This window comes from Nocardia sp. CA-084685 (assembly GCF_050955785.1).
GTDB lineage: Bacteria > Actinomycetota > Actinomycetes > Mycobacteriales > Mycobacteriaceae > Nocardia.
This window is the reverse complement of sequence record NZ_CP192094.1, coordinates 8,954,001-8,975,009: the sequence shown is the minus strand read 5'-3', so window position 1 is coordinate 8,975,009 and position 21,009 is coordinate 8,954,001. Positions and strand designations below refer to the sequence as shown.

General features: G+C 65.1%; 21 protein-coding genes and 5 tRNA genes. 16 read left to right on the top strand and 10 right to left on the bottom strand.

What is annotated here, in order from left to right; genetic code table 11:
- The first annotated feature begins 33 nt into the window (after positions 1-33).
- The 10 genes from ACQP2U_RS39550 (at position 34) to ACQP2U_RS39505 (ending at position 6,646) form a co-directional block, all read left to right on the top strand.
- Positions 34-918, top strand: coding sequence for a hypothetical protein (locus ACQP2U_RS39550; protein ID WP_433712268.1), 885 nt, complete (start codon positions 34-36; stop codon positions 916-918).
- Entirely contained in the window at positions 903-2,240 is a 1,338-nt protein-coding gene (locus ACQP2U_RS39545; RefSeq protein ID WP_433712267.1) for a hypothetical protein, read from the top strand. The genes ACQP2U_RS39550 and ACQP2U_RS39545 overlap by 16 nt, the downstream gene beginning before the upstream one ends.
- A gap of 599 nt (positions 2,241-2,839) precedes the next feature.
- Positions 2,840-3,325 (top strand): hypothetical protein, encoded by a 486-nt coding sequence (locus ACQP2U_RS39540; protein ID WP_433712266.1) that lies wholly within the window; start codon positions 2,840-2,842, stop codon positions 3,323-3,325.
- An 8-nt stretch (positions 3,326-3,333) separates the two neighbouring features.
- Positions 3,334-5,055, top strand: coding sequence for an asparagine synthetase B family protein (locus tag ACQP2U_RS39535; RefSeq protein ID WP_433712265.1), 1,722 nt, complete (start codon positions 3,334-3,336; stop codon positions 5,053-5,055).
- A 17-nt stretch (positions 5,056-5,072) separates the two neighbouring features.
- On the top strand, positions 5,073-5,804 hold the full coding sequence (locus tag ACQP2U_RS39530) for a hypothetical protein (protein ID WP_433712264.1): 732 nt from the start codon (positions 5,073-5,075) through the stop codon (positions 5,802-5,804).
- 455 nt (positions 5,805-6,259) lie between these two features.
- Positions 6,260-6,337 (top strand) — tRNA-Tyr (locus ACQP2U_RS39525).
- Between the two features lie 4 nt (positions 6,338-6,341).
- Positions 6,342-6,417, top strand: a tRNA-Glu gene (locus ACQP2U_RS39520).
- A 1-nt stretch (position 6,418) separates the two neighbouring features.
- Positions 6,419-6,491, top strand: a tRNA-Ile gene (locus ACQP2U_RS39515).
- 5 nt (positions 6,492-6,496) lie between these two features.
- Positions 6,497-6,569: transfer RNA gene (locus ACQP2U_RS39510), tRNA-Asp, on the top strand.
- Between the two features lie 4 nt (positions 6,570-6,573).
- Positions 6,574-6,646: transfer RNA gene (locus tag ACQP2U_RS39505), tRNA-Lys, on the top strand.
- A gap of 196 nt (positions 6,647-6,842) precedes the next feature.
- Here the strand turns inward: ACQP2U_RS39505 and ACQP2U_RS39500 are convergent.
- Complete coding sequence (locus tag ACQP2U_RS39500; protein ID WP_433712263.1) at positions 6,843-7,412, bottom strand: TetR family transcriptional regulator; 570 nt, start codon at positions 7,410-7,412, stop codon at positions 6,843-6,845.
- Positions 7,413-7,538: 126 nt separating this feature from the next.
- On the opposite strand from ACQP2U_RS39500, the gene ACQP2U_RS39495 reads away from it, so the two are divergent.
- A complete protein-coding gene (locus tag ACQP2U_RS39495; RefSeq protein WP_433712262.1) occupies positions 7,539-8,969 on the top strand; it encodes an MFS transporter in 1,431 nt (476 codons plus the stop codon).
- 37 nt (positions 8,970-9,006) lie between these two features.
- Here ACQP2U_RS39495 and hsaB read toward each other — a convergent pair whose 3' ends face one another.
- The 4 genes from hsaB to hsaA are packed head-to-tail and all read right to left on the bottom strand — an operon-like array spanning position 9,007 to position 12,561.
- Positions 9,007-9,582, bottom strand: coding sequence for a 3-hydroxy-9,10-secoandrosta-1,3,5(10)-triene-9,17-dione monooxygenase reductase subunit (gene hsaB / locus ACQP2U_RS39490; RefSeq protein WP_433712261.1), 576 nt, complete (start codon positions 9,580-9,582; stop codon positions 9,007-9,009).
- 29 nt (positions 9,583-9,611) lie between these two features.
- The gene (hsaC, locus tag ACQP2U_RS39485; protein ID WP_433712260.1) at positions 9,612-10,517 is read right to left on the bottom strand and encodes an iron-dependent extradiol dioxygenase HsaC; all 906 of its coding nucleotides are present in this window, start codon (positions 10,515-10,517) and stop codon (positions 9,612-9,614) included.
- Positions 10,517-11,395 carry a 4,5:9,10-diseco-3-hydroxy-5,9,17-trioxoandrosta-1(10),2-diene-4-oate hydrolase gene (gene hsaD / locus ACQP2U_RS39480; RefSeq protein WP_433712259.1) on the bottom strand — a complete coding sequence of 293 codons (879 nt, stop codon included), beginning with the start codon at positions 11,393-11,395 and terminating at the stop codon, positions 10,517-10,519. Before hsaD ends, hsaC begins: the two co-directional genes overlap by 1 nt.
- A 2-nt stretch (positions 11,396-11,397) precedes the next feature.
- Positions 11,398-12,561 carry a 3-hydroxy-9,10-secoandrosta-1,3,5(10)-triene-9,17-dione monooxygenase oxygenase subunit gene (gene hsaA, locus ACQP2U_RS39475; protein ID WP_397033904.1) on the bottom strand — a complete coding sequence of 388 codons (1,164 nt, stop codon included), beginning with the start codon at positions 12,559-12,561 and terminating at the stop codon, positions 11,398-11,400.
- Between the two features lie 239 nt (positions 12,562-12,800).
- Here hsaA and ACQP2U_RS39470 point away from each other — a divergent pair, with 239 nt between their 5' ends.
- Complete coding sequence (locus ACQP2U_RS39470; protein WP_433712257.1) at positions 12,801-13,997, top strand: Rieske 2Fe-2S domain-containing protein; 1,197 nt, start codon at positions 12,801-12,803, stop codon at positions 13,995-13,997.
- Positions 13,997-14,326 (top strand): hypothetical protein, encoded by a 330-nt coding sequence (locus ACQP2U_RS39465; protein WP_433712256.1) that lies wholly within the window; start codon positions 13,997-13,999, stop codon positions 14,324-14,326. The genes ACQP2U_RS39470 and ACQP2U_RS39465 overlap by 1 nt, the downstream gene beginning before the upstream one ends.
- On the opposite strand, the gene ACQP2U_RS39460 is transcribed toward ACQP2U_RS39465, so the two are convergent.
- From ACQP2U_RS39460 to ACQP2U_RS39450, 3 genes are all read right to left on the bottom strand, one after another.
- Positions 14,327-14,737, bottom strand: coding sequence for a cupin domain-containing protein (locus ACQP2U_RS39460; RefSeq protein ID WP_433712255.1), 411 nt, complete (start codon positions 14,735-14,737; stop codon positions 14,327-14,329).
- A gap of 224 nt (positions 14,738-14,961) precedes the next feature.
- A complete protein-coding gene (locus ACQP2U_RS39455) occupies positions 14,962-15,534 on the bottom strand; it encodes a methylated-DNA--[protein]-cysteine S-methyltransferase (RefSeq protein ID WP_433712254.1) in 573 nt (190 codons plus the stop codon).
- A 52-nt stretch (positions 15,535-15,586) separates the two neighbouring features.
- Positions 15,587-15,901, bottom strand: a complete 315-nt coding sequence (locus tag ACQP2U_RS39450) for a hypothetical protein (protein WP_433712252.1) — start codon at positions 15,899-15,901, stop codon at positions 15,587-15,589.
- Between the two features lie 62 nt (positions 15,902-15,963).
- Between ACQP2U_RS39450 and ACQP2U_RS39445 the strand changes: the two genes are divergently transcribed.
- Both ACQP2U_RS39445 and ACQP2U_RS39440 read left to right on the top strand, forming a co-directional pair.
- Positions 15,964-17,466 (top strand): PLP-dependent aminotransferase family protein, encoded by a 1,503-nt coding sequence (locus tag ACQP2U_RS39445; RefSeq protein WP_397033890.1) that lies wholly within the window; start codon positions 15,964-15,966, stop codon positions 17,464-17,466.
- Positions 17,467-17,855: 389 nt separating this feature from the next.
- Positions 17,856-18,521 (top strand): NUDIX hydrolase, encoded by a 666-nt coding sequence (locus ACQP2U_RS39440; RefSeq protein ID WP_433712251.1) that lies wholly within the window; start codon positions 17,856-17,858, stop codon positions 18,519-18,521.
- A gap of 235 nt (positions 18,522-18,756) precedes the next feature.
- On the opposite strand, the gene ACQP2U_RS39435 is transcribed toward ACQP2U_RS39440, so the two are convergent.
- Positions 18,757-19,854, bottom strand: coding sequence for a CaiB/BaiF CoA transferase family protein (locus tag ACQP2U_RS39435; RefSeq protein WP_433712250.1), 1,098 nt, complete (start codon positions 19,852-19,854; stop codon positions 18,757-18,759).
- An 82-nt stretch (positions 19,855-19,936) separates the two neighbouring features.
- A complete protein-coding gene (locus tag ACQP2U_RS39430; RefSeq protein WP_433712248.1) occupies positions 19,937-20,251 on the bottom strand; it encodes a hypothetical protein in 315 nt (104 codons plus the stop codon).
- An 81-nt stretch (positions 20,252-20,332) separates the two neighbouring features.
- Between ACQP2U_RS39430 and ACQP2U_RS39425 the strand changes: the two genes are divergently transcribed.
- Complete coding sequence (locus ACQP2U_RS39425; RefSeq protein WP_433712247.1) at positions 20,333-20,920, top strand: TetR/AcrR family transcriptional regulator; 588 nt, start codon at positions 20,333-20,335, stop codon at positions 20,918-20,920.
- Positions 20,921-21,009: the final 89 nt, after the last annotated feature.

The following is a 21,009-nucleotide window of genomic DNA, read 5'->3' as shown; positions in this document are numbered from 1 at the left end:
AAGGAAAGTCCGTTCGGGCTGCACGATATTCGGATGCGCAAGCTCGCCGAGCGGCTCGGTGACGGACGTGGGCTGCGGTACACGCTGGTGCAGCTCTGGTATGCGGCCGGGCGCAAGAAGGTTCCGGATGCGGCGCGCGTGTTCAAGCGGGTGCGTATCGGAGTCGGGGTGGCCATCGTGGTGGGTGCCTTTCTCCTGATGGTGAGTGGCGCGGCACCGGCGGGGGTGGTGATCCCACTCGCCGTGCTGGTTTCGGCGCTGGCCCTCGTCGGAATCGGGGCGGCGCGGCCGTGGTTCCTGCGCCGGGCCACGGTGCGAATGCCGGTGTCGTACGACATGTTTCGCCGAGAGGTGGTCGGTCGGTGGACGCCGATTTACGGTGGCCCGCCGCCCGGCTCGGTCGATGAGGGGCAGGTCCGCCCACCGGCCATAGACTGGCCGCGCTCGGCGGTCTTGTGCCCGGATCGCAGCGTGCTCGCTTGCCTTGCCGCCAACAATGTGGCGCAGACCTGGTCCATGGCGTTGTGTGCGCGCATCGATCAGCTGCCGCCGGAGGTGCCGGTGATCGTGCTGCACGATGCCAGCCCGGCTGGCATTGCGGTGGCCGGGAAAGCACGCGTCGCACTTGGGAGTCGGGCCATGGTTGTCGGCCTTTCGCCGCGCGCGGTCTCGGCCAATGCGTCGGCGCTGCGGTTGCGGGAGCCGCAGCCGCAGGACACCGCATTTCTGCATGGGGAACCGTTATCGGCCGCGGAGATCGAATGGCTCTGCGAGGGGTGGTGGTCGCCGATCGCGGCGATCCCGCCCGCGAAGCTGCTGGCGGTGCTGGAGCGGGCGGTCGAGCGGGTCGAGGATGCCGTCGATCCGGATCGCCGCCGCGCCCGCGAGGTAGGTTTCCTCACGTGGCCGACCCGATGAAGCAGCACATACTCGATCGGCTACTACGCATCGCCGCCGACCGCGCCGCCGCCCCGAGCGGAATCCGATTCACCGAGCGTCAGCTCTATTACGAGCTCTGCCGCCTACTCGCGCCGACACATCGCGCGCCGGGCCGGTTCGTCTTCACGGTCCCCGCACCACTGAGCTACGCCGCCTTCCGTGCCGCGCTCGACCGCCAAGCGTTCCCGGGCCTACTGACTCCCACCCCGCCCCGAACCACACGCGCCGGACTCCACACTCCCGAACCAGACCTCTTCGACTACGGCTTACCCCGCCTACTCGTCTGCGAGTCCGATTCAGTAGCAGAGATGCTGCGCGCCAACGGATTACCGATGGAATCCGCCTGTCCGATTTTGAGTGCGTCCGAACTCCCCGTCGATCCTGGTATCGCCCAAATGCTCGCCCGAGCCGAAGGCACCATCTACCTCCTGCACGACGCAAGCTCCTGTGGCCTCACCTTCCCGGCCCGACTGACGGACCTGACCGAGATCCCTGAGGGTGTACGAGTAGTCCCCTTGGGGCTACGCCCCCGTCAAGCAGGCATCTTGCACCTGACTTACCTTCGTCACCCGATACCGAGTGCCATTGCGGCGCACGTTGATCCGCGAGAACGCGAAGGGTCGCATCGCTCGGAGTCGAGTGCTCAGACCGCGCATGAAGATTTGCTAGACCCCGAATCGGGTGCCGGGGCGGCCCAGACCGAATCGAGCGAACGCGAAAAATCGCACCACGACCCGGCATCGCAAGCGCGAGCAGCGCACATGGAGCCGTACGAGCGCCGACAGTCGAGCCCGGTGCCGCGTGCCCAGACCGCGCGCATGGATTCGCGGGAGCGTGCAGAGTTGCACGACCCTGAGTCGAGAGCTGAAGCGGCGCAGGCCGAATCGAGCAGGCGCGAAGGTGGCCCCGATTCTGCCTCGAATGCTCGGGCGACGCACGTGGATCCGCGCGAGCGCACACAGTCGCGCCCGGTGCCGCGTGCTGAGGCTGCGCGCATGGATTCGTGGCAGAGTGCAGAGTTGCATGACCTCGAGTCGAGTGCCACAGCGGCGCAGGTGGATCCGCGCCAGCGCGGTGAGCAGCGCCCGAACGCGGTGCCGCGTGCCCAGGCAGCGCAGTTGGACTCATGGGAACGCGCATGGCTGAACCGCGGCCGGTTCGTCGAAGTCGAAGCGGTGCGCCCGGCATCGCTACTGCGCACGGTGCACCGCCTCGTCCGCGAGGTTCGCCCGGCCCGAACGAGCCTGCCCGAACTGCGCCGCGCCCGAACCACGGGCTTCATGACTTGGCCTGCAGCATGAGGTCGCTCAGCATGGTGGTGCAGCCGTGTGCGATGCCAGTCGATCTTGGCGGAGCTTTGGGTGTCTCGTTCGCGAGGCGTGCGCCGCGAGCGCTCGATCGAACTGCGCCGCGCCCGAACCACGGGCTTCATGACTTGGCCTGCAGCATGAGGTCGCTCAGCATGGTGGTGCAGCCGTGTGCGATGCCAGTCGATCTTGGGGAGTTTCGGGTTTTTCGTTCGCGAGGCGTGCGCCGCGAACGCTCGATCGAACTGCGCTGTTCCCGGAACCTGGGCTTTCTGACCTGGCGCGGCGCATGAGGTCTGTCAACGCCATGCGGCAGCCGCACGTGGTGCCGCTAGAAGTCGATTTCGGGGAGCGCCTGGCTGCCGCGAGGGCGCGGCACCGAACTGGATGCGGTCGCCCCGGTCTCGCTACTACGCACCATGCACTGCTTTGTCAGAGCGACCCACTGCGCGCGGAAGGTGCGCCATCCATCCGGCGTCGCTGCTTTGCGCCGCCTCCTTCCGGAGGCATGCGCCGCGAAACCTTCGATCGAACTGTGCTGTGCCCGGGACGCGGGCTTTCCGACTTGGTCCGCTGCGGGAAAGGGAATTGTTGTGCCGGAGCATCGGCAGATCACGTATACCGATGAATTGCTTGCTGACGGATCTGTGCATCGGCGGTATGCCGATGGGCGGCAGGAGTGGCGGACGCGTGATGCGCAGGGAGTGGTCTCCTGGCGCGATGATCGGGGGAACTCGGGGACCGATGAGGGGCTCGGGCCGAAGATCGTGAAGCGCGTGTACCGCAACGGATCCGTGCTTTATGGCAGGGAGGCCGGATTCGGGCGCACGCTCTGGGGTGACGGGATGTTGACCGTCAATCGGTCCTCGTTCGGTGGTCGGCTCGGCGGCATTCTGGCCGCGGTAGCGGGCGGTGCGCTCCTCGGCGCGTTGGTCATGCCGCCGAATGCGCTGAGTGCCGAGGAAGAGGAGCAGTTGCGCCGCCAGGCCGCCGCACAGTCGTCCAGTTCCGGCGACGGGGACGGCGATTACGGCGGTTGGGACGATGACGGCGGGGACGACGGCGGCGATTTCGGCTGAGGGAAACGATGTCTCGTTGGTGTGCATTCTCGACGCCGGACGATCCGGCCGGTCAGGTGCGAGCGGTCGGCGGCGACCCGGTGTCGGTGAGCGGCCGTTATGCGCTGGGGTTGCTCGACGGACCGGGCATCGCTGACGGCCCCTTCGCCGTTGGTGAGCTGACCGCTGTCGGTGAGGTCACGCTGTTCAACGCGGCCGGGCTGCGCGCCCGACTCGGCGCGGATATGCCGCCGAACTGCACAGACGGTGAGCTGCTGCTGCACTGCTACGCACGTTTCGGACTCGACGGAATCGCCGCCGCCGACGGAATGTTCGCACTGGCCATCGCCGACGGCGACGACCTGGTACTGATCCGCGATCACGTCGGCACTCGCACGCTTTTTCATGCACGCGCAGGCAATGGCTGGGCCGCATCCACCTCGCTGCGGGCATTGCACCGGTGGCCCACACTGCGGACCGGTCTGCATCTACCCGCGGTTCGATCCTTCCTCACCTTCGCCTACCTGCCAGGACGCGAGACACTGCTGCGCGGCATCCACGAGGTCTTGCCGGGACATTGTGTTCGCCTGCACGGCGACGGCACGATGACCGAGGAAAGCTACTGGGAGCCAATCGAAGTCGAGGACACTCGATCCGCCGCCGACCACGCACTCGAACTCCGCGAACTGCTCGGGGATGCCGTCGCCCGACGACTGCCTGCGGGCGACGAGGTCGCGGTGCTGCTTTCCGGCGGCATCGACAGCAGTCTGGTCACCGCCCTCGCCACCAAACTGCACGATCAGCGCGTGCACTCGTATTCCATCAGCTTCGGCGGCGCCACACCGAACGAACTCGCATACTCGGGACTCGTTGCCACACACTGCAATACCGAACACCGAGTGCTTACGGTGCCCGGCGAAACGGTCGCGTCACGACTGGCGGAGACCGTCTCGTTACTCGACTGCCCGGTCGGCGACCCACTTACCGTGCCCAACCTACTGCTCGCGGAAGCCGTTGCCGCGGACGGCATTCGGGTTGTTCTCAATGGCGAGGGCGGCGACCCGGTCTTCGGCGGCCCGAAAAACCTGCCGATGCTCATCTTCGAATTGTCCCGTGACGACCCATCGCCGGACGCCAGGGCGCTGGCTTATCTGGACAGCTACCGCAAGTGCTATGGCGACTTGCCGGTCCTACTGAGCCCCGACGTCCTGACCGCACTGGCAGCGGCACCGCCACTGACCGATCTGCTCGCGCCCTACCTGCGCCAGGGCCGGATGACCGGCCTGCTGAACCAACTGCTGCACACAAACCTGCGCACCAAAGGCGCGCATCACATTCTCACCAAGGTCGAACGACTCACCGCGGCGAGCGGTTTGGAGGGCCGTGCACCGCTGTTCGACCGCGCCGTCATCGACCTTGCCTTCCGCGTACCAGGTCGGTTCAAGCTCGCGGGTACCAGCGAAAAGTGGATCCTCAAACAGGCAGTGCGCGACCTACTTCCGGCAACCATCGTGGACCGCCCGAAGAGCGGTATGCGAGTTCCGGTGCAGCAGTGGCTTTCCGGACCACTGCGCGAGCTCGGACATGATCTGCTGCTCGGCTCATCCGCGCGGGCGCGCGGCCTGTTCCGCGAGGACACCATCCGGTCGTGGCTGCGCGGCGACGGTGCGCTGTTGCCGCGGCAGGGTGGCAAGTTGTGGTTGGTGCTGTCGTTGGAGCTGTGGTTGCGGTCCTTCGAAGTAGGGCCATGAGTTGAAGTAGGAGCCGAATGTCCGATCCCCGAATCAAGCACCACGCCGACGATGAGAACGAGATCCACGACCTGGCCGAATTCGTCGACGCTGGACGCAATGTCGTCACACCCGTCGCGCAGTTCCCGCCCGAGGTCGCCGCGGTGGTCGTGCATGCCTTCGCCCAGATAGTCCGGAATGCGAAGGCGAGTCGCGCCGCGACCGTGCCCGACGCGGATGGCATCATCCGTTCCCAGACTTTCGAAGAGGGCGACGTCTACATGATCGAGTCGCCCTTCGATGGCTTCTTCGCCGACCGATACATCATGGATTTCTACAATGCCGAGGAGCGCGGCATTTGTTCGCGCATGCATCTGCACACCGGCCTGCGCTTCGTGCGCATGATGACCGGTCCGGACACCAATATCCGGGTGAGCAGCCTCTCGCCATTCCGGGTAACCGATGTCGAAGGCGTGACGCCCTTCGCGCCCGAGCAATTCGAGGACGACCTTCCCGACACGCCACCCGGCCTGCACCGCACCAGATACAACCTGGTCGTGCCGCCCTGCTCCTTCGTCGATATGCAGATCCCCCGCAGCGTGAGCCATCAGTTCAATGCCATCGGCCCCCACGCCGTCATCGACTCGGTCCATCCGGAGGAGTCCATCGAGGTCTTCCGCGAACAGATGTCCGGCTTCAAGATGATGGCCCAAACCGTCTTCCTGGCAGAGGAATTGCCGGATTCCGCCACCTGCACCTCGCTCACGTAGTGGACTCGACCCCTTGTCTGTCCGCGCGGTCGCGTCGCACGCCTGACGGGGCGGCTCGCATATCCAGTGGACACCGCGCAGAGGATGCAACCTATGCGCGACGGCCACGCGATGTGCGACAGCCTATTTGGGCGATTAATTCGGTTGCGGGCTCGCGGAGCCGTGCATACCTTGGATATAGCGAAGTTCGAGGGAAGGGCCGGCAATGATCACCAAGGCGAAATTCGAGAGGCGTCCGCGCTTGTTCGATGCTGCCTTGGAAATTGCGGCCTCGCAGAGTATTTCGTCGTACGACATTTCCAGCGCCGCGTGCAGTCCGTGACATAGCTCTTGTGTCGCAACGGGTCGCGCCAGGCAAACGCCGGGGAGCGACCCTTCTTGATTTTGCGGTCGGCCACTCGTTCAACCACACGTATTGTCTTCGAAAACTCAATAGGGACAGCGTATTTCACGCTGGGGATGATGGGCCTGGTGGCTCACCCTGACTGTAAATCAGGTGCTTCGGCAGGTAGGTTCGATTCCTACCGTCCCCACTGCGGCGCAGTTGCTCTGCTGGTATGGGCAACCTGACTTTCATTCAGGGACCACGTCGGTTCGATTCCGATCTGCGTCACACCCGTTTAGCTCAATGGTGGAGAGCGCCTCTCTGATACGGAGGAGATGGGAGTTCAATTCTCTCAACGGGTATCCCTGGCCTCGTGCTCTGTTGGTTGAGCACTCTGATTGTCGATCAGAACGACGCGGGTTCGATTCCCGTCGAGGTCGCGATGCGCCTGTAGCTCAGCTGGTAGAGCTGCGGACTTTTAATCCGAAGGTCGTAGGTTCGATCCCTACCGGGCGCACGACCGGGAAAGTCAACCAGACGGGCGTCTGGGATCGCTTGCTAAGCGAATCGAGGCCCAACGGCCTTGGGGATCGTGCCCTCGTCTTTCCGCCACCCTCACCTCGGAAAGTCATGCGGACCGGCGTCCGTCACCGTCTCGAGAACGGCTGGTCCCGTGTGAATGGGATGGGGATCGACACCTCGGCTTTCCGCGTTCAGTTCCGCGCGCGCATACCGTCCAGCGTCACATCCAGCATGTGATCGGCGGCCTCGGGTACCGTTTCGCAGGCGACCCCGATCCCGTGGCCGAATCTGAGCAGATCGCGCGGCTCGATATCGCGACGGATATCGCCGGAATCCTGTGCCGCCTGCAGCAGCGCGGCCGCCGCATCGGTGATCATCGATCGACACAGGGTGAAGGTCGGTGACCCCTTGTCCATACCGGCCTTCATGGTGGTCGCCAGACTGCGGTTGGCCATCACCCAGTGCACCTGTTCGCGCAGCCACGTTTCGAAAGCCGCGGCGGCCGAGTTGGTTTCGAGCAGTTCGTGGGCGCGGGCGCTCAATCGTTCGATGCTGGAACGGTATACGGCCTCCACCAGCACCTCGCGGCTCGGGAAGTGCCGGTAGAGCGTGCCGATACCGACACCGGCGCGGCGGGCGATCTCTTCCAGCGGGGCGTCTGGGCCTTGTTCGGCGAATGCCTGCTGAGCGGATGTCACGATCCGCTCATAGTTGCGCCGGGCGTCCGCGCGCATCGGCCGTCCTGTCGACGGTGCTGCCATATTCCCTCCACTGGAAAACGGAAGGACCCTCCAGATAGGCTTGCGTAAATGGAGGAACCCTCCATATGATAGCTCTATCGGAAGCGGAGGCTCCCTCCGTTTGAGTCCCATTCGATGGAGCGTTCTTTGTCCACCACCTTGTCCGCGGACACCCGTGTGCCCGCAATCTCCAGCGCCGGACGGCTGCGCTCCGGCATTGTGCTGGCCACGCTGCTGACCTGCCAATTGATGATCATCCTCGACATCACCGTGATGAATGTGGCGCTGCCGCGCATCCGCACTGACCTGCACTTCAGCGCGACAAATCTGTCCTGGGTGATGAATGCCTACACCCTGGTCTTCGGCGGTCTGCTGTTGCTCGGTGGCCGCGCGGGCGATCTGTTCGGTCGTCGCAACCTGTTCATCGCCGGTACCGCTCTGTTCACGCTGGCATCGCTGGCGGGCGGACTGGCACCGTCGGCCACCTGGCTGCTCATCGCCCGTGTCGTGCAGGGCATCGGCGGTGCCATGGCCGGGCCGAGCACCCTCGCACTGCTGACCACTACATTCAGTGAAACCAAGGCCCGGATGCGGGTGCTCGCGCTGTTCTCCGGCATGTCGAGTGCGGGTTTCGCGATCGGTCTCATCGTCGGCGGCCTGCTGACCGAATGGCTGAGCTGGCGCTCGGCGCTGTTCATCAATGTGCCCTTCGGCTTGGCCGTCGTTGTGCTCGCGCTGCGCTATCTGCCAGAAGCCGCGCGTCAGCCCGCCCGCCTCGACCTGCCTGGTGCGGTCACGGCGACCGGCGGTGTCGCCGCGCTGGTCTACGGCTTCATCAGTGCCGCATCGCACGGCTGGAGCGACGCGGGCACCGATATCTGGCTGACTGTCGGCGCGGCACTGATCGCCGCCTTCCTGACCATCGAGGCGCGCACGGCCCAGCCCCTGCTGCCGCTGCGACTGTTCGCCGATCGCAATCGTGCGGCGGCCTACGCCAATATGTTCCTCGGCCCGATGGCCGGTATGTCGATGTTCTTCTTCCTCACCCAGTATCTGCAGGAAGTGCGCGGATTGAGCGCGCTGGCAACAGGTTTCGCCTTCATGCCGACCGCGCTGATGATGTTCACCATGATCCGGCTGATCCCGCGGCTGCTACCGCGCTTCGGTCCGAAACCGGTGACGGTAATCGGCACGCTGCTGATGGCATCCGGGTTGGTGCTGCTGACCCGGCTGACCGTCGACAGCACCTACTTCCCGATGCTATTCATCGCCATGATCCTGATGGGAAGCGGTATCGGCCTCGCCTTTTCGCCGCTCAACGTGATCATCATGTCCAGCGTCGCGCCGACCGAAGCCGGTGCCGCGGGTGGTGCGCTGCAGACCCTGCAGCAGACCGGCGCCTCCCTCGGCCTCGCCATACTGGTCACCATCTTCGGCACTGCCGCCCGTGATGCCGGAGGTTCGGCACACCACGCCCTGGTCAGCGGCATTACCGCCGCCTTCGCAGGAGCGGTGGTCATTGCCGCACTGACCTTCGTCGTCGCACTCACCTTCCGCAGCACCCGTTCGGCGGGGTGAAATATGCCCCGCCCGGATCCGGGGCGGGGCCATATGTTCAGAGCCAGGTGTCCAGCGTCGTCGTTGTAAGGAAATGCTCCAGGTCATGCCGCCACGGGGCCGGTACGGTTTTATCCGGTTCGATGGCGGTGTACTGGCCGCGATAGAACAACAGCGGCCTGCCGGAGCTGGTCGACTCCGACAGGGCCAGTACTCGGCCGATCACGATGTAGTGATCGCCGCCGTCGACGACGCTGTCCACCTTGCACTGGATGGTGGCCAAGGCATCGTCCAGCAGTGGGAGCTCCAGTTCCGAAGTGTGCCAATTCGTTTCGGCGAACTTATCGGGTTCGCGGGAACCGAAGCGGGCACACAGTTGCTGCTGTTCCTCGGCGAGGACATTCACACAGAAGCCGCCGGACTGTTCGATGGCCGCCCAGGACCGGGAGGTCTTGGTCGGGCAGAACAGCACGAGCGGCGGATCTAGGGACAGGGCGGCGAAGGATTGGCAGGCGAACCCGATCGGGGCGCCCTCGGCGTCGAAAGTGGTGATCACCGTGATGCCGGTGCAGAACTGCCCCAATACATTTCGGAACTGTCGCCCGTCGATCGCCGGATGTTCGTCGGTCGTCATCGTCTCCCCGCTCGCCCTGTCCCGCATTGCTACTGCTGCCGCTGTCCGACCGTGAAGTCGTGACCCCACAGGCTGACCGCCGTGGACTCCCGCGCGATCCAGTCGTCATCGTCGACTTCCAAGCCTTCACAACCGAATTCGACGTCGAAGCCGCCCGGTGTCTTCATATAGAACGACAGCATCTTGTCGTTGACGTGCCGACCCAGCGTCGCCGACATCTTCACCTTCTTGCGCAGCGCGCGATCCAGGCAGAGCCCGACATCGTCGGAGCCCTCCACCTCGAGCATCAGGTGCACGATGCCGCTGGGGGTTGGCATGGGCAGGAAGGCCAGCGAGTGGTGGCGCGGGTTGCAGCCGAAGAAGCGCAACCAGGCCGGTTCACCGTCGGCGGGTCGTCCGACCATTTGCGGTGGCAGCCGCATCGAATCGCGCAGCCGGAAGCCGAGCACATCGCGGTAGAAGGTCAGCGCGGCCGCATCATCCTTGGTGCTGAGCACCACGTGGCCGAGTCCCTGTTCTCCGGTGACGAACCGGTGCCCGTAGGGGCTGACCACGCGCCGATGTTCCAGTGCGGCACCGTGAAATGCCTCCAGGGTGTTGCCCGACGGATCCTCGAACGAGATCAACTCGTAGACCCGGCGATCGGCCTTCTCCTGCGCGGTGCCCTCCTTGAACGGCACCCCGGCCGCGTCCAGTCGGTCCCGAATATCTTGCAGCTCAGCGGCGTTGGCCGTCTCCCAGCCGGAGACCTGCAGCTGATCCTTCGCACCCGGCGAGATGACGAGCCGAGCCGGGAAGTCGTCCATGCGCAGATACAGCGCCTCGGGATCGCTGCCCTTGCCCTCGACCATGCCGAGCACCTTGAGCCCGTATTCACGCCAGGCCGCCATATCGGTGGCCTCGATGCGCAGATACGCCAGTGATCGAATGCCCATCACTTCTCCTTCACACCGGCAAGGAAATCCGTTGCCAGCCGGTTGAATTCGTCGAACTTCTCCAGCTGGGCCCAGTGCCCGCAACCACCGAAGACGTGCAGCTGCACCCGTGGAATCATCTTCGTCGCCACCAGCGCGCCATCGAGTGGATTCACCCGATCTTCCCGGCCCCAGATGAGCAGCACCGGCTGGCGCAGCTTATAGGCGTCGCGCCAGATCATGCCCTGTTCGAAATCGGCCCCGGCGAAGGACTTTCCCATCGCCCTGGTCGCGGCCAGCGCCTCGGGCGTGCTCGCCGAGGCGAAGCGCTCCTCGATCAGCTCATCGGTGATCAGCGACTGATCGAAGACCATGATCCGCAGGAATGCCTCCAGGTTTTCCCTGGTCGGCTCGTAATTGAACTTCGCGAGGTTCTTCACGCCCTCGGTCGGATCCGGTGCGAACAGGTTGACGCTCAACCCGCCCGGACCCATCAGCACCAGCTTGCCCGCCCGATCCGGGTAGTCCAGCGCGAATCGCACCGCGGTACCGCCGCCGAGCGAATTGCCCAGGAGGTGTACGCGTCCGGTGATCTCCAGCGCGTCGAGGAGATCCCGCAATGCCGATGCGCTGTGCACGAAGTACTGCGGATGCTCGGTGGGCTTATCCGAGAGCCCGAATCCCGGCTGATCCACGGCGAGCACGTGGAACTCGCGCGCCAGCACCGGGATATTGCGGGCGAAGTTCGACCACGAGGAGGCGCCGGGCCCGCCGCCGTGCAGCATTACGATCGTCGGGCCGTTGCCGACTCCGGCCTCGTGATAGTGCAGGCACAGATCGGGCCGCACCTGCGCGTATCGCGAGGTCGATTCGAAGGTGAGCTCGGTTGTCGCCGTCACGGCTAGACCATGCCGTCGGTAACCGGAAGCCCGAATTCGTGCGTTCCGTACATGACATAGGCGCGCTCGGGATCATTGGCCGCGTGCACTCGACCGGCGTGCGCGTCGCGCCAGAAGCGTTGCAGTGGAGTGCCGTTCGCCAGCGCGGTGGCGCCAGATGCCTCGAAGAGCTTATCGATCGAGGCGATCGCCCGGCCGGTCGCGCGCACCTGGTCGCGGCGGGCCCGCACTCGCAGGTCGAATGGAATCTCCTTGCCGGCCACCAGCAGTGCGTATTCATCGGCGACATTGCCCGACAGCTGACGCCAGGCCGCATCGATATCGCTGGATGCCTCGGCGACCCGCACCTTGGTGAACGGATCCTCCTTGGCCTTCTCACCGGCGTAGGCCGCGCGCACCCGCTTGCCCTGATGCTCGACATGGGCGGCGTACGCGCCGTAGGCCATGCCGACAATAGGCGTGGAGATTGTCGTGGGATGGATTGTGCCCCAAGGCATCTTGTACACCGGGTCGGTGTTCTGTTCCAGGCCGGGGGATTTCAGCTCGCTCATCGCTCGGAAACTCAGGAACCGATGCTTCGGCACGAAAACATCCTCCACCACAACGGTATTGGATCCGGTGCCGCGCAGGCCGACCACATTCCACACGTCATCGATGCGGTAGTCGCTGCGTGGGATCAGGAAGCTGCCGAAGTCGACCGGCTTGCCGTCCTTGATCACCGGACCGCCGAGCACCGCCCAGGTAGCGTGATCCGAGCCCGAGGACCAAGCCCACGCGCCCTTGACGATATAGCCGCCGTCGACGACTGTGCCCGCGCCCATCGGAGCGTACGACGAGGAGATGCGGACCTCGTTGTCCTCGCCCCACACATCCTCCTGCGCCTGCTGGTCGAACAATGCGAGGTGCCAGTTGTGCACGCCGACGATGCCAGCCACCCAGCCGGTGGAGCCGCATGCGCTGGCGAGCTTGCGAACCGTGTCGTAGAACACGACCGGGTCGGCCGCATGGCCACCCCACTGCTTGGGCTGCAGCAGGCGGAAGAAGCCGGTCGCCTGCAGTGCCTTCATCGATTCGTCGGGGATGCGCCGCAGGTCCTCGGCCTCCTGTGCGCGCTCGCGCAGCGTCGGCAACAGTGCTTCGACCCGTTCGGTCACTTCTTGCGTCATCGCGGGACCTGCTCCTGCCTGGTCGGATTGGTAACCGGTACTCATTTGCCTCTGAGACTAGAACAGGTTCTTATTTCTGTCGAGAACGGGTGACCATAAGGGGCATTCGTCACCGATTCGCAGGTGGTCGCCGGAATCGCTGGCGTGGAACGCGACATTTTTGTAACGTGTTCTAGTACAGAAGGAGGAGGAACGCGATGGCAGTTACCCCGCAAGGGAGCGGTGCGAAAGGAAGGGGGATGGCAGGAGGCGCAGCCGACGGGGTGGGTAAGCACCGCGAGCTCGATGTGGGCTCCGCGCCCACCCGATATGCGCGGGGATGGCATTGCCTCGGGTTGGCGAAGTCGTTCCGCGACGGCAAGCCGCATGCGGTCGAGGTGTTCGGAACCAAGCTCGTCGTCTGGGTCGACAGCAATGACGAACTCCGGGTGCTGGACGCCTACTGCAGGCATATGGGTGGCGACCTGAGCATGGGTGAGGTCAAGGACGGCGATATCGCCTGCCCATTCCACGACTGGCGCTGGTCCGGCACCAGCGGCAAATGCACCGCGATTCCCTATGCGCGGCGCGTGCCGCCACTGGCGCGCACCCGCAAATGGACCACCCTCGAGCGCAACGGCCAGCTGTTCGTCTGGCACGACGTCGAGGGCAGCCAGCCGCCGCCGGAGGTGACCATTCCGCACATCGTCGGCCCGTACACCGACGCGGATGGCAATCCGAGCGAACAACTCGACAGCGGGTGGACCGAATGGACCTGGAACTCCCTGCTGATCGAGGGCGCGAACTGCCGCGAGATCATCGACAACGTGGTGGATATGGCCCACTTCTTCTATATCCACTTCGCCTTCCCGACGTACTTCAAGAACGTCTTCGAGGGGCATATCGCCACCCAGTTCCTGGAGACCAAGGGTCGTCCCGATATCGGTATGGCCTCGAAGTACGGCGGCGACACCCTGCTGAAGTCGGAGGCGTCGTACTTCGGGCCCTCTTACATGATCAACCCGCTGGTCAATATCTACAGCGGATACGAGGTCAAGAGCGTCCTGATCAACTGCCACTACCCGGTGACACAGGATTCGTTCGTGCTGCAGTGGGGCGTCTCGCTGGAGAAGCCGAAGGGCGTCGATGGTGAGATGGCCGATAAGTTGGCCGCGAAGATGACCGAAGGCATCAGTGTCGGGTTCCTGCAGGACGTCGAGATCTGGAAGCACAAGTCCAAGGTCGAAAATCCGCTGCTCTGTGAGGAGGACGGCCCGGTTTACCAGCTGCGTCGCTGGTACGACCAGTTCTATGTGGACCTGGCCGACGTGACCGACAAGATGACCCAGCGCTTCGAATTCGAGGTGGATACCACCAAGGCGAATGAGGCATGGGAGGCCGAGGTCGCCGAGAATCTCCGGCGCAAGCGGGAAACGGAAGCGGAAGCGGGAGTCTGATGGCGCCGACCTGGGCGAAAGCACCCGACTTCGCCGACCAACCGGCGCGGCGGGCCGCGGTGCAGGCCCAGACCGTCGTCGATAAACAGCGCTATCTGGAGGAGGGACTGACGCCGCTGCGGTGTCAGTCCTGCCAGAGCGAGGTGCTGGTGCGCAAGAGTTCGTCGCACCAGACCTCGGTGCAGTGGACCGAGAATCCGGCCGCGCGCTGCCCGGTTTTCGCCCGGCTGAGCGCGCAAGGGTACGGGCCGGGGCGTCCGGAAACTTGTGCGCAACTGGAGAAGACGATCAAATGGGCGGTCGACGAGGGCGTGTTGGAGATCGACTGATCAGTCGAGGGTGAAGTCGGCGAAGTCGAATCCCGGCGCAACGATGCAGCTCACGAGCACATATTCAGCGCCGACTGGCCGCGCGGCCTGACTGACCCCGCCGGGCACCACCGCCTGCAATACCTGCCCGTGCTCGACATCGGGCCCGAGGATGATCTCCTCGCCCCCGATGTCGAGCGCCAGCGCCCCACCCCGATGCCACAACCACACCTCATCCGACCGCACCGTATGCGGCGCTGACCGCTCACCAGGCATCAACAGGAAATAGATCGCGGTCCCACTGGCTCGCCGCCCGGGGTAGCCCTCCGGCCTGAATTCCACCGCACTACGCCAGGTTTGCCGATACCACCCGCCCTCCGGATGCGGCTCCAAATCCAGTGCAACGGCCAGCGCCGGTCGATCATCACTCATGTCCCGACTATGCCCGATCTATGGTTTTCTGGGAGCCCAGCCACGATGCGGCTGACCGGTCACTGCGGCGATGCAGTCGAAGTCGTGATCCCGATGCAGCAAAGTCAGCCCGCGCAACTCGGCAGTGGCTGCGAGCACGAGGTCGACCGGGACCGCGCTGCGATGCTGTCCCCGCTTGGTGAGCTCGGCCTGAACCTCCCAGGCGCGGGCGTAGGCGATTCTGGTCAGAAGAGGGTGGGTTCGCCGAAGCCGGGGGTGCGTTCGATTTCCAGAAGGCGTTGCTTGGTGGTGATACCGCCGGGAGCGGAGAAGCCGGTGAGAGTGTGGTCGGCGGCCAGGACTCGGTGGCAGGGGATGATCAGCGGGATCGGGTTGCGGCCGAGGGCCTGCCCGACGGCTTGGGCGGCGCCGGGCGCGCCGATACGGTCGGCGACCTGGCCGTAGCTGAGGGTGTGGCCGGGATCGATCGCACGGGTCACTTCGTAGACGGCGCGGTGGAATTCCGGAATTCCACTGGTGGTCACGGGAATCCAGCGCAGATCGTCGAGTTCCCCGGCGAGGTGGGCCTGGATGCGGGCGATGACATCGGCGAGCGGGCCGGTGGGTTTCGCCTCCGGAATGTCCTGCGAGTCCGGAATTCGGCTGCTGCGACGCATGATCCGGGTCCGCGTCGCGGCGGGGCTGGCCTCGGGCAGTCCGAATCGGAATACGAAGTCGTCGGCCCAGGCGATCGCGCAGGTGCCGATGGCGGTTTCGAACTGCGCCGACCCGGTGACCGGACGAGCGGAAGCACTCATACGGTCAGTGTGCACTCCGGGTCCGACAGCTGAGAGCAGACCAGTCCAGTTCTCAGAAACTGGCCTGGATACCACCGATGGTCGGCTTCACGGCCCCGCAGCTCGGGTTCGAGATCCGGCGCTGCGCGGCCCGCTCGGGATTCGCGAGGGCCGGCGCATCCGGATCCGGCACATCGTCGCGACCGTAGATCGCGGCGAGATCCGCGTATTGGCGCTGGTTTTCGTAGTAGGAAGGCGACCAGTCGGTCAATGGTCCCGGCGCGTGGAACCGTTCGAGGCGAAAGGCCTCGCTCGGGCGTCGCGGTGCGAACCGATGGATGAGATAGGCGAAGGCGGCGATGACGAGCAGGGTGGCGAGAGCGGTCATAGAAGTCAGCGTGCGCGCACTGGCCTTGTCATTGAATATCCACTTGGCTAATACTGGACTTTATGTCGACGAGAGTTATCGGTGCCGCCAGTCTTGCCCGCGATCTGGGGAGTTGGCGCAGTGCGGACGAGAACGGCGAACCGGGGGAGCGCCGCTCGACGCGACCGGCCTATCTGGCTCTTGCCGAAGGCATACGCCTGCTCATCCATGACGGTCGCGCACCGCTCGGTGTCGCGCTGCCCAGTGAGCGCGACCTCGCCACCACCCTCGGCGTCAGTCGCACGACCATTACCTCCACCTACAGCCTGCTGCGCGAACACGGCTATCTGATCAGCCGTCAGGGTTCGCGCAGCACCGTCGCCCTGCCGCGCGATGTGCAGCACGACGGCACCAAACCGGCCCGCAGCATCCTCGCGATGATGGCGCAACCGGAACTGCCGACCATTGATATGACCTATGCCGCCATGGCCGCGCCCATGGAGATGCAGGAGGCGTACTCCGTTGCACTGCAAGGCCTTCCGGCCTATCTCGGCACGCACGGCATGGATCCGGTCGGTGTGCTCGCGCTGCGCGAGGCGGTGGCCCGCCGCTACACCGAGCGCGGCCTGCCCACCGAACCGGACCAGATCCTGGTCACCCTGGGTGCCCAGCACGGCCTGCGGCTATTGCTGAATGTGCTCACCGCGCCCGCGGCCCGGGTTCTCATCGACCACCCGACCTATCCGAATGCCATCGAGGCGATCCGCGATGTCGGCGCCCGCCCGGTACCGGTGCCGCTGCGCCCCGAAACCCCGGAGTCCGGCTGGGATCTCGACGGGATCCGCAGTGCGGCAAGGCAAACCGCGGCCACCCTGGCTTACCTGGTCCCGGACTTCAACAACCCGACCGGCCTGTTGCTCGGCGCCGACGGCCGCGCCGAACTGGCCGCCATCGCTCGCGAAACCCGGATGACCGTGGTGATCGACGAGTCGATGGTGGACCTGAGCCTGACCGACCGGACCGCGCCACCGCCGGTCGCGGCCTTCGCCAAGGGCAGCGAGATCATCACCATCGGCTCGGCCTCCAAATCCTTCTGGGGCGGTCTGCGCGTCGGCTGGATTCGCACCAACCAGTCGCTGATCACCAAACTGCTCGGCATCCGATCCACCGTCGACCTCGGCACGCCCGTCATGGACCAGTTGGCCACCATCCACCTGCTGGACAACGCCGACACCATCCTCACCCGTCGTCGCGACCAACTCCGCGCCCAGCGTGCGGCTTTGCTCACCACGCTCGGCGAAGAGCTCCCGGACTGGCGCACGATCGTCGGCGATGGCGGAATGTCGGTCTGGGCGCAGCTACCGGCTCCGGTCTCGACGGCACTGGCCGCAACCGCCCCCAACCACGGTGTATTGCTCGCCGCCGGACCGAGATTCGGTGTTCAGGGCGCCTTCGAACGCTTCATCCGACTGCCCTTCACCCATCCCGAACCGGAACTGCGCCTGGCGGTGAAGTCCATCGCCGCCGCCTACGAAGCCCTCACGCCCCGCGCCGCGGACCCCCTCCAACCGCTTACCTGCTACTAATGCTTCTCACATAGCGAATGGCTATCTCGTGCACGGCGTGGAACCTATTGCCGAATTGTTGCGGATTTGGCCATTGCGCAGGTCGCCCCTATTTCGTCGGTGGCCGTGCAATCATGCTCAGCCGGGGGTGATTTGGTCCCCCGAGTGTGACGTTGATGTGACGGAACAGCCGCCCAGGGGCGCATTGGGCAACAGGAGTCCGATCCGCTGCGTGGATACCGTTGGGGCGGGAAATCGGTGTGTTCGTCCGGGACGTCGTTTGAGGCTTGATGCGCACAGTTCGCGCAACAGGCTCAATGCGGTACGTGAGACAGCGACTTGGTGTGCGAGAGCCGTAGGGCAAGATCTAGGGTATGGGACCTAGTGCGGGACCAGGTGTCCCTGAGAGTGTGGATGCCTTCCGTGTGCTCGCGCGTGCGCGGTTGGGCGAGTTCCCGCATACCGAGGTGGCCGATGTGCCAGGTATTCGGCGGGCAGCGGTGTTGTTATGCGTGGTAGCAGTGGACGGCCCACCATCGGTGATGGTCATCAGACGCGCGTATCGGGGACGCAACGCCGGGCAATGGGCGTTGCCCGGTGGGCGGGTCGACGACGGGGAAACGGTTGAGCAGGCGGCGATCCGTGAATTGCACGAGGAACTCGGACTGACCGCCAGTCAGGCCGATCTGCTCGGCAGGCTCGATGACTTTCCCGCCGCGTCGGGCTTCGTCATCACCCCGATCGTGGCGGCTCTCAACGACGCATCCGAGCTGCGGCCCAGTCCGGACGAGGTCCACTCGGTCCATCGAGTGGATCTCGCCCGGCTGGCCGCCGACGATGTACCGCATTGGGTGCACCCGAACGATGCCGTGCGACAAAAGGATCTGCGCGGCGATGCTCCTTCGGTCAACTCGGACGGCCTTGGCCTGCTGCAGATGCGCCTCGCCGAGAACATGACCATCCACTCACCGACCGGTGCCATGCTCTGGCAGTTCCGCGAAGTCATACTGCTTGGCCGAGACCCCGCCGCCGCCCGGATCGCGCATTTCGCCCAGCCGGAATGGACGCGGAACTAGCGCCGAGCGCCGCACCCCTTCTCGGGCTGCGCTTGGGTTGCCGGGCTGCTCCCGGGTTGTGGGTCTGCGCGTGGACTGTCGGTCTGCGCGTGGACTGTCGGTCTGCGCTTGGACTGTCGGGCTGCTCCTGGGTTGTCGCGCCGCGCATGAATTCGCGGGCGAAAACATGCGTGGCGCGTGAATCGGTGCGCGGGAGCAGTAGAGCCGCGCCGCGGAAGGTGCTGGCGACGAGTTGTCAGTTCGTCCAGATGGATTCGATCGGGGTGGCGTTGGTGGGGGGTGGGGTGGGGGTACCGGCGGGGGTGCGGGAGAAGCGGGGGGCCGGTGCGTGTTGGACGACGCCGTCGATCTCGATCAATCCGGTGCGCGCCACAATGTGTGGATTCTGTTCTGCTTCAGTGAAAGTCAATACCGGTGTCGTGCATGCGTCGGTGCCGTCGAAGATCGCGGCCCATTCGTCCCGGGTCTTGGTCTTGAACTTCTCCGTGAACAGCTTCTTCAGCTGATCCTGACCGTTCGGATCGATCTGTGCGGGCAGACCTTCGGGATCGATCTCCAAGCCCCGCAACAGCTCAGCGTAGAACTGTGGCTCGATCGCGCCGACCGCCATGTACTTGCCGTCCGAGGTCTCGTACGTGTCATAGAACGCCATGCCGGTATCGAGCAGGTTGGTGCCGCGCTCATCCGACCACAGGCCCATGCCGCGCATACCCCAGATCATGTGTGAAAGGGCAAGCGCCCCATCGATCATCGCCGAATCGATGACCTGCCCCTTACCGGAACTCTGCCGTTCGACCAGGGCCGCGAGAATGCCGAATACCAGGAACATCGAGCCGCCACCGAAATCGCCGACCATATTCAGCGGCGGTACCGGGCGCTCACCCTTGCGGCCGATGGCGTGCAGCACACCGGTCAGCGAGATGTAGTTGATGTCGTGTCCGGCGCGATCGGCCAGTGGACCGTCCTGCCCCCAGCCGGTCATCCGGCCGTAGACCAGCCGTGGGTTGCGCGCGAGCACGGCATCCGGGCCGAGACCCATGCGTTCGGTGACGCCGGGCCGGAACCCTTCGATCAGCACATCCGCCTTCTCGGCGAGTCCCAGCACCTTCTCGATATCCGCCGGATCCTTCAGATTCGCCTCGACGATGGTGCGCCCGCGCCACTGCGGCCGCTCCATGAAGCCGGGCAGCATATTGGGTCGCTGTACCCGCACCACATTCGCGCCGAGGTCCGCCAGCAGCAGTGCCGCATGCGGACCGGGGCCGATACCGGCCAGCTCGATGACCTTGATGCCCGCGAGCGGGCCCTGCTCGGCGGTGGATGGTGTACTCACGCCCTACCTCGGTTCGTCGTTGATCCAGCGCTCCTCGGGGGCGACCCGAGGCTGTATTGACAGTATGACAATAACGCCGAAGCTATACCCGAGATGGGTTCGCGAGCCCCAGGGCGGAGTTGAGTCGATAGGCCCCACCGCGGCCGTGGAATATCGCCATCACCACCGCGCCGACCAGGGCGCCGCCGATGCCCGCGTAGGCGTGCGCCGGGAGGTCGGCCCAGTATCCGATGACGGCAGCGAGTGCGAGTCCGAACGTGCCCGCCACCGCATTGCGCAGCGGATCGTTACCCCACACATTCGGAAACTGTTCGCCGACCATGCCTTTGACGAAATGCGGTACCGCATTCGCGCCGAACAGTCCGGCGAGCGCGGACAACAGGATTGTGTGCCACATGATGATCCTCTTTCAGTCAACGGTTGTAGACCGAAAGCTAGCATGGCGGGCGGCTTCGGTCAACGTCCGTAGACTGAGCCGATGAACTCTCGCCCTCGCAGCCGCGCCGAGCAACGGCAGAGCACACAATCCCGGATCCTTGATGCGGCCAGGCGGCTGTTCGCCGAGGTCGGCTACGACCGGGCCACCATCCGTGCCATCGCCGCCGAGGCGCAGGCCGATCCCGGACTGGTGATGCGCTATTTCGGGTCGAAAGACAATCTCTTCGCCCAGGCTTCCGGTTTCGAACAGGAAGACCTGGTCACCGGCACGCCCGAAGAGGCGGCCGACCAACTGCTCGCGGCACTCGAAACCAAGCTCGCCCAGCAGCCAACAGACGCGCTCGCCGCGATCCGTTCCATGTTCACCCACCCCGACGCCGCCGCCGAAGTCCAACTCGCCATGGTGTCCCGGCAGCGGCAAGCCGCCCAGCACCTCGCCGACGACGATGCGGACCTCCGCGCCGGGCTGATCGGCGCAATCACCATCGGCACCGTCATCGGTCGACACCTACTCCAACTGGACGGACTACGCGACGCCCCGCCCGAGCGCATCACCGCCCTGCTCCGCGAAGCCTTCCACGACATCGCCTGCGGCCCAACGGCAACATCTCCGGAACGCGGCGCATAGTTCCTGAGCCCCAAGGTGTTGATGGCGAAATTCGGATGCGGTGGCCACAGGTCGAATGTTGCTAGGCCGCAGTCGAATCGGCACCTACC

Bases quoted from the DNA above. Each gene is read 5' to 3' on its own strand.
- ACQP2U_RS39550 (WP_433712268.1), top strand. From the start codon at position 34: ATGCGCAAGCTCGCCGAGCGGCTCGGTGACGGACGTGGGCTGCGGTAC.
- ACQP2U_RS39535 (WP_433712265.1), top strand. From the start codon at position 3,334: ATGTCTCGTTGGTGTGCATTCTCGACGCCGGACGATCCGGCCGGTCAG.
- ACQP2U_RS39530 (WP_433712264.1), top strand. From the start codon at position 5,073: ATGTCCGATCCCCGAATCAAGCACCACGCCGACGATGAGAACGAGATC.
- ACQP2U_RS39500 (WP_433712263.1), bottom strand. From the start codon at position 7,412: ATGGCAGCACCGTCGACAGGACGGCCGATGCGCGCGGACGCCCGGCGC.
- hsaB (WP_433712261.1), bottom strand. From the start codon at position 9,582: ATGACGACCGACGAACATCCGGCGATCGACGGGCGACAGTTCCGAAAT.
- hsaC (WP_433712260.1), bottom strand. From the start codon at position 10,517: ATGGGCATTCGATCACTGGCGTATCTGCGCATCGAGGCCACCGATATG.
- hsaA (WP_397033904.1), bottom strand. From the start codon at position 12,561: ATGACGCAAGAAGTGACCGAACGGGTCGAAGCACTGTTGCCGACGCTG.
- ACQP2U_RS39470 (WP_433712257.1), top strand. From the start codon at position 12,801: ATGGCAGGAGGCGCAGCCGACGGGGTGGGTAAGCACCGCGAGCTCGAT.
- ACQP2U_RS39465 (WP_433712256.1), top strand. From the start codon at position 13,997: ATGGCGCCGACCTGGGCGAAAGCACCCGACTTCGCCGACCAACCGGCG.
- ACQP2U_RS39460 (WP_433712255.1), bottom strand. From the start codon at position 14,737: ATGAGTGATGATCGACCGGCGCTGGCCGTTGCACTGGATTTGGAGCCG.
- ACQP2U_RS39455 (WP_433712254.1), bottom strand. From the start codon at position 15,534: ATGAGTGCTTCCGCTCGTCCGGTCACCGGGTCGGCGCAGTTCGAAACC.
- ACQP2U_RS39450 (WP_433712252.1), bottom strand. From the start codon at position 15,901: ATGACCGCTCTCGCCACCCTGCTCGTCATCGCCGCCTTCGCCTATCTC.
- ACQP2U_RS39445 (WP_397033890.1), top strand. From the start codon at position 15,964: ATGTCGACGAGAGTTATCGGTGCCGCCAGTCTTGCCCGCGATCTGGGG.
- ACQP2U_RS39430 (WP_433712248.1), bottom strand. From the start codon at position 20,251: ATGTGGCACACAATCCTGTTGTCCGCGCTCGCCGGACTGTTCGGCGCG.
- ACQP2U_RS39425 (WP_433712247.1), top strand. From the start codon at position 20,333: ATGAACTCTCGCCCTCGCAGCCGCGCCGAGCAACGGCAGAGCACACAA.